Below are 4522 nucleotides of genomic sequence, written 5' to 3'. Positions count from 1 at the left end.
CGTCGCCCACCGGCGCGTCGACCAGGGCGCTGAAATCGTAGTCGGTCCAGATGTCGCCGTTGACCAGCAGAAAAGGGTCCGACCCCAGCAACGGCAGGGCCCGGCGGATGCCGCCGGCGGTTTCCAGGGGCGTGCCTTCCCGCGACCAGCGGATCGACACGCCCAGGCGCTCGCCGTCGCCCAGGTGCGCTTCCAGCCGCTCGCCCAGCCAGCCGGTATTGATCACCAGCTGCTCGACGCCGGCGCCGCGCAGCGCCTGGATATGATGCTCGATCAGCGGCTTACCGCCGGCTTCGAGCAGCGGCTTGGGGGTGTGATCAGTGAGCGGTCGCATCCGTTTTCCGTAGCCGGCGGCCAGGATCATGGCGCGCATCAGGGGCACTCCCAGAGATCCAGCAGCTGGCCGAGCTCGCCCAGCTCGTCCGGGCGGCGGGCGATCACGGTGCGCAGGTAGGCGAAGAAGCGGGGCGCGTCTTCCAGGTATTTGGGCTTGCCGTCGCGGTGGCGGATGCGGGCGAAAATGCCGATCACCTTGAGGTGGCGCTGGGCGCCCATCAGGTCGCACCAGCGCAGCAGGTCATCGAACGCTTCCGGCACCGGCAAGCCGGCCCCGGCGGCGCGCCGGTGGTAGTCGCGCAGCCACTCCAGCACGCGCGCCTCCGGCCAGCTCAGAAAGGCGTCCTTGAACAGGCTGATCAGGTCGTAACTGATCGGCCCCGCCACCGCGTCCTGGAAATCGATCACCCCGGGGTTGGGGTCGCGGACCATCAGATTGCGCGGCATGAAGTCGCGGTGCACGAACACCCGGGGCTGAGCCAGGGCGGACTCGATCAGGGTATCGAACACCGCCTCCAGGCGCCCGGCGGTGGCGCCGTCCAGGCGCAAGCCCCGGTGCTCGCCCAGATACCAGTGCGGAAACAGGTCCAGCTCGCGGCGCAGCAGGGCCCGGTCGTACCCGGGCAGCCCCTGGGTATCGGCGCAGCGCTGCTGGGTGATCAGCGTCTCCAGGGCGGCCGCGAACCAGGCGTCCGCGTTGCCCTCGTCGAGGGCGGTGAGCCAGGTTTCACGGCCCATGTCGGTGAGCAGCAGGAAACCCTGGTCCAGGTCCTGGTGCAGTATTTCCGGCACCGCCACGCCGGCGCGGGCCAGGCGGCCGGCCACGTCCACGAAGGGCCGGCAATCCTCCTGCTCCGGCGGCGCGTCCATGGCCACCAGGGTGCGGCCGCCGTGCCGGTAGCGGAAATAGCGCCGGAAACTGGCGTCGGCGGACGCCACTTCGCCGCTCACCGGCGCCCCCAGCCAGTCACTGACCCATTGGTCCAGTGCCCGGCGGCGAATATCGGAGTTACCCTTCTCTGGCTGCATTGCCACCATCAATCCATTACACTGCCGCGATTGCGAAACGGCCCTTTTTACCTGTTCCGAGCAGCCGATGCCACTGCCCTCACGATTGTTTTTACCCGGCCTCGCCCTTTTGCTGGCCGGCGTCGCCGGAGCCGACGACGACCTCAATTGGGTCGACCGCGACACCATGACGAGCCTGCCGCCGGTCCAGCAGCGGCCGATTCCGGTCTGGTGCAGCGGCATCTATTACAACCCGTCCGTGGGTGTGCCGGCGGATCAGAGCGACATCATCATCACCGCCGACAGCACCAGCCTCACCGAGGACGGGCTGATCAACATGGACGGCGAGGTGCTGATCGAGCGCCCCGGCCGGCGCCTGACCAGCCAATCCGCCCTGCTCGATCAGTCCAGCGGCAAATTCGAGGTGGCCAACAGCCTGCGCCTGGAGACCGACCAGTTCACCTTTATCGCCGACGGCATGAGCGGCCAGACCCTGCGCCGCGAGGCGAGCCTGAACCGGGTCCGCTACGCGCTGTTCGGCCCGGGCGCCCGGGGCACCGCGGAGCACATTGATCTGGTGGAGAACTTCACCACCATCGAGCAGGGCACCTACACCACCTGCGCGCCCGGCTCCAACGGCTGGGAACTGGGCGGCCGGCAGATCCGGCTGGACCGGGAAAAGGGCTGGGGCGAGGCCCGCGACGTGACCCTGCGCGTCAAGGGCATGCCACTGCTGTGGCTGCCCTGGATCACCTTCCCGATCGACGAGCGCCGCAAGAGCGGCCTGCTGTTCCCCACCATCAGCACCAGCGACAGCGGCGGCGTGGACCTGACCCAGCCGATTTACATCAACATCCACCCGCAGATGGACGCCACCATCGCACCGCGCCATATCGACGGCCGGGGCAGCGGCGTGGAAGGCGAATTCCGCTACCTGTCCGACCTGGGCCAGGGCCGCCTCAGCTACGGCGTGCTGTTCAACGACAGCGAGTTCGACGGCGAGAACCGGGAGCTGGCCGCCTGGCAGCACGACGGCTCGGTGGGACGCTGGGCGCTCACCTCCGACGTGAACTACGTGTCCGACGACTTCTACTTCAAGGATCTGGATACCGGCCTGGAGGTGAGCTCCCGCACCCACCTGCCCCGGCTCGGCCAGGCCCGCTACTTCGGCCGCGACTGGCGGGCGCTGGCGCGTCTGCAATCCTGGCAGACCATCGACCCGACGCTGCCGGACGACCAGCTGCCCTACCGCCGCCTGCCGCAGCTGCAGCTGTCCGGCGATCCGGAACTGCTGGGCCCGGTGCGCGGCCTGTGGCTCAGCGACGTGACCGCCTTTGACCGCTCCGACAAGGACACCAGCAACAACCCCACCGGCGCCCGTGTGCACCTGGCCCCGGGCCTGGCGGTGCGCATGGAGGAGAGCTGGGGCTATGTGGAACCCCAGGCGCGGCTTTACCATAACCGTTACCAGCTCGACGATGCGGAAACCTCCGCCAGCGACGCCACCCTGAGCACCTGGGGCGCGAGCGTGGATTCCGGGCTGTTCCTGGAGCGCGAGACCAATCTGTTCGGGCGCGGCTACACGCAAACCCTGGAGCCGCGGCTGTTCATCAACAAACTGGCCTACGAGCAGCAGGACCAGCTGCCCAATTTCGACAGCGGTGAGCTGACCTTCTCGTACAATACGCTGTTCCGGCAGAACCGGTTCATCGGTTACGACCGCTTCGGCGACGAGGAAAAGGCGTCGCTGGGTCTGACCAGCCGCTTCCTGCGCAACGCCGACGGCCGCGAGCAGCTGCGGTTGCGCCTCGGCCAGGGCTTCTACCGGGGCGAGCGCAAGGTGCAACTGGACGGCGAACCGCCGGACGACGCCGACCAGACCCCCATGGTCGCCGACATGCGCTGGAACTTTGGGCACGATTGGTACCTCTACACGGAGGGACAATGGGATACGCACGCCAACGAGCGGCAGCGCTCCTCGATGCGCCTGGGCTATACGGATCGGGAGCGGCGGGTGTTCAACCTGGCCTTCCACGATCGCCCCGCGGACGACATCCGCCAGTCGGAGATCGCCGCCATCCTGCCGATCCACAACAACTGGCGGCTGGTGGGCCGCTGGCTCTACGACTATGAGAACCAGCGCACCGTGGAAACACTGGCGGGCGCGGAATGGCGTAACTGCTGTTGGAAAATCCGTTGGCTGAGCCAGCGGGAACTCACCGACGAAGACGGTGACACCACGCTGGAAGCGGACACCACCGTGCTACTACAGATTCAAATGACCGGGCTGGGCGGCTTCGGCGGCCGGGTGGATTCCCTGCTGGAACGCAGCATTCCCGGATACAGGAGTGAGTATGATTAGGTCTCTGGCAACCTGGTTGCTGAGCGCGACGATTTTGCTGTCCCCGGGCGTCCATGCCCAGGTGGAAATGCTCGACCGCATCGTGGCGGTGGTCAACGACGGCGTGATCATGGAAAGCGAGCTCCAGGAACGGGTGGACGAAATCGCCGCCCAGTTCCGTGGCGACAACCGCCCGCTGCCGCCCCGCGAGGTGCTGCGCGAGCAGGTCCTCGACCGCGTGATCCTGGAGCGTCTGCAGCTGCAGATGGCGGAGCGGGCCGGCATCCGCGTCGACGACGGGGCCCTTAACCAGGCGCTGTCCGGCATCGCCCGGCAGAACAACATGACCCTGCAGCAGTTCGCCGACGCCCTGCGCGCCGACGGCTACGACTGGTCCCGTTTCCGCGAGCAGGTGCGCGGCGAGATGGTGGTGTCCCGGCTGCAGCAACGCAGCGTGGCGTCCCGGGTGCGGGTCACCGACCGCGAAGTGCAACGGTTCCTGGAGTCGGAAACCGGCCGCCAGATGTTCCAGGCGGATTTCCACCTCGGCCACATCCTGGTCAAGGTGCCCGGCAACGCCAGCCCGGAACAGGTGAGCGCGGCCCAGGAAGAGGCCGAGGCCCTGGTGCAGCGCCTGCGCGACGGCGCCGACTTCGCGGAGACCGCGGTGTCCGAATCGGACGGCCCGGAGGCGCTGGAAGGCGGCGACCTGGGCTGGCGGGAAGCGGCCCAGTGGCCGAGCCTGTTCGCCGACGCGGCGATCGATATGAACAAGGGCGACATCAGCGAGCCGCTGCGCTCCGGCGCCGGCTTCCACATTCTCAAGATGATCGACCG

At 67.9% G+C, this 4522-nt stretch carries 4 protein-coding genes; 2 read left to right on the top strand and 2 right to left on the bottom strand.

From position 1 onward, the window contains the following. On the bottom strand, positions 1-373 hold a 373-nt coding region (locus ACEQZD_RS13240; RefSeq protein WP_370186057.1), incomplete at its 3' end, for an NDP-sugar synthase. Further along, a complete protein-coding gene (locus ACEQZD_RS13235; protein WP_370186055.1) occupies positions 373-1365 on the bottom strand; it encodes an aminoglycoside phosphotransferase family protein in 993 nt (330 codons plus the stop codon). The genes ACEQZD_RS13235 and ACEQZD_RS13240, both read right to left, overlap by 1 nt. 67 nt (positions 1366-1432) lie before the next feature. Between ACEQZD_RS13235 and ACEQZD_RS13230 the strand changes: the two genes are divergently transcribed. Then, positions 1433-3706 (top strand): LPS-assembly protein LptD, encoded by a 2274-nt coding sequence (locus ACEQZD_RS13230; protein ID WP_370186053.1) that lies wholly within the window; start codon positions 1433-1435, stop codon positions 3704-3706. Beyond that, on the top strand, positions 3699-4522 hold an 824-nt coding region (locus tag ACEQZD_RS13225), incomplete at its 3' end, for a peptidylprolyl isomerase (RefSeq protein ID WP_370186052.1). The genes ACEQZD_RS13230 and ACEQZD_RS13225, both read left to right, overlap by 8 nt.

Origin of the sequence: Alloalcanivorax sp. (assembly GCF_964221125.1) — a bacterium.
Taxonomy (GTDB): Bacteria; Pseudomonadota; Gammaproteobacteria; order Pseudomonadales; family Alcanivoracaceae; genus Alloalcanivorax; species Alloalcanivorax venustensis.
Note: the sequence above shows the minus strand (reverse complement) of the source record. Positions and strands in the feature narration are given on the sequence as shown.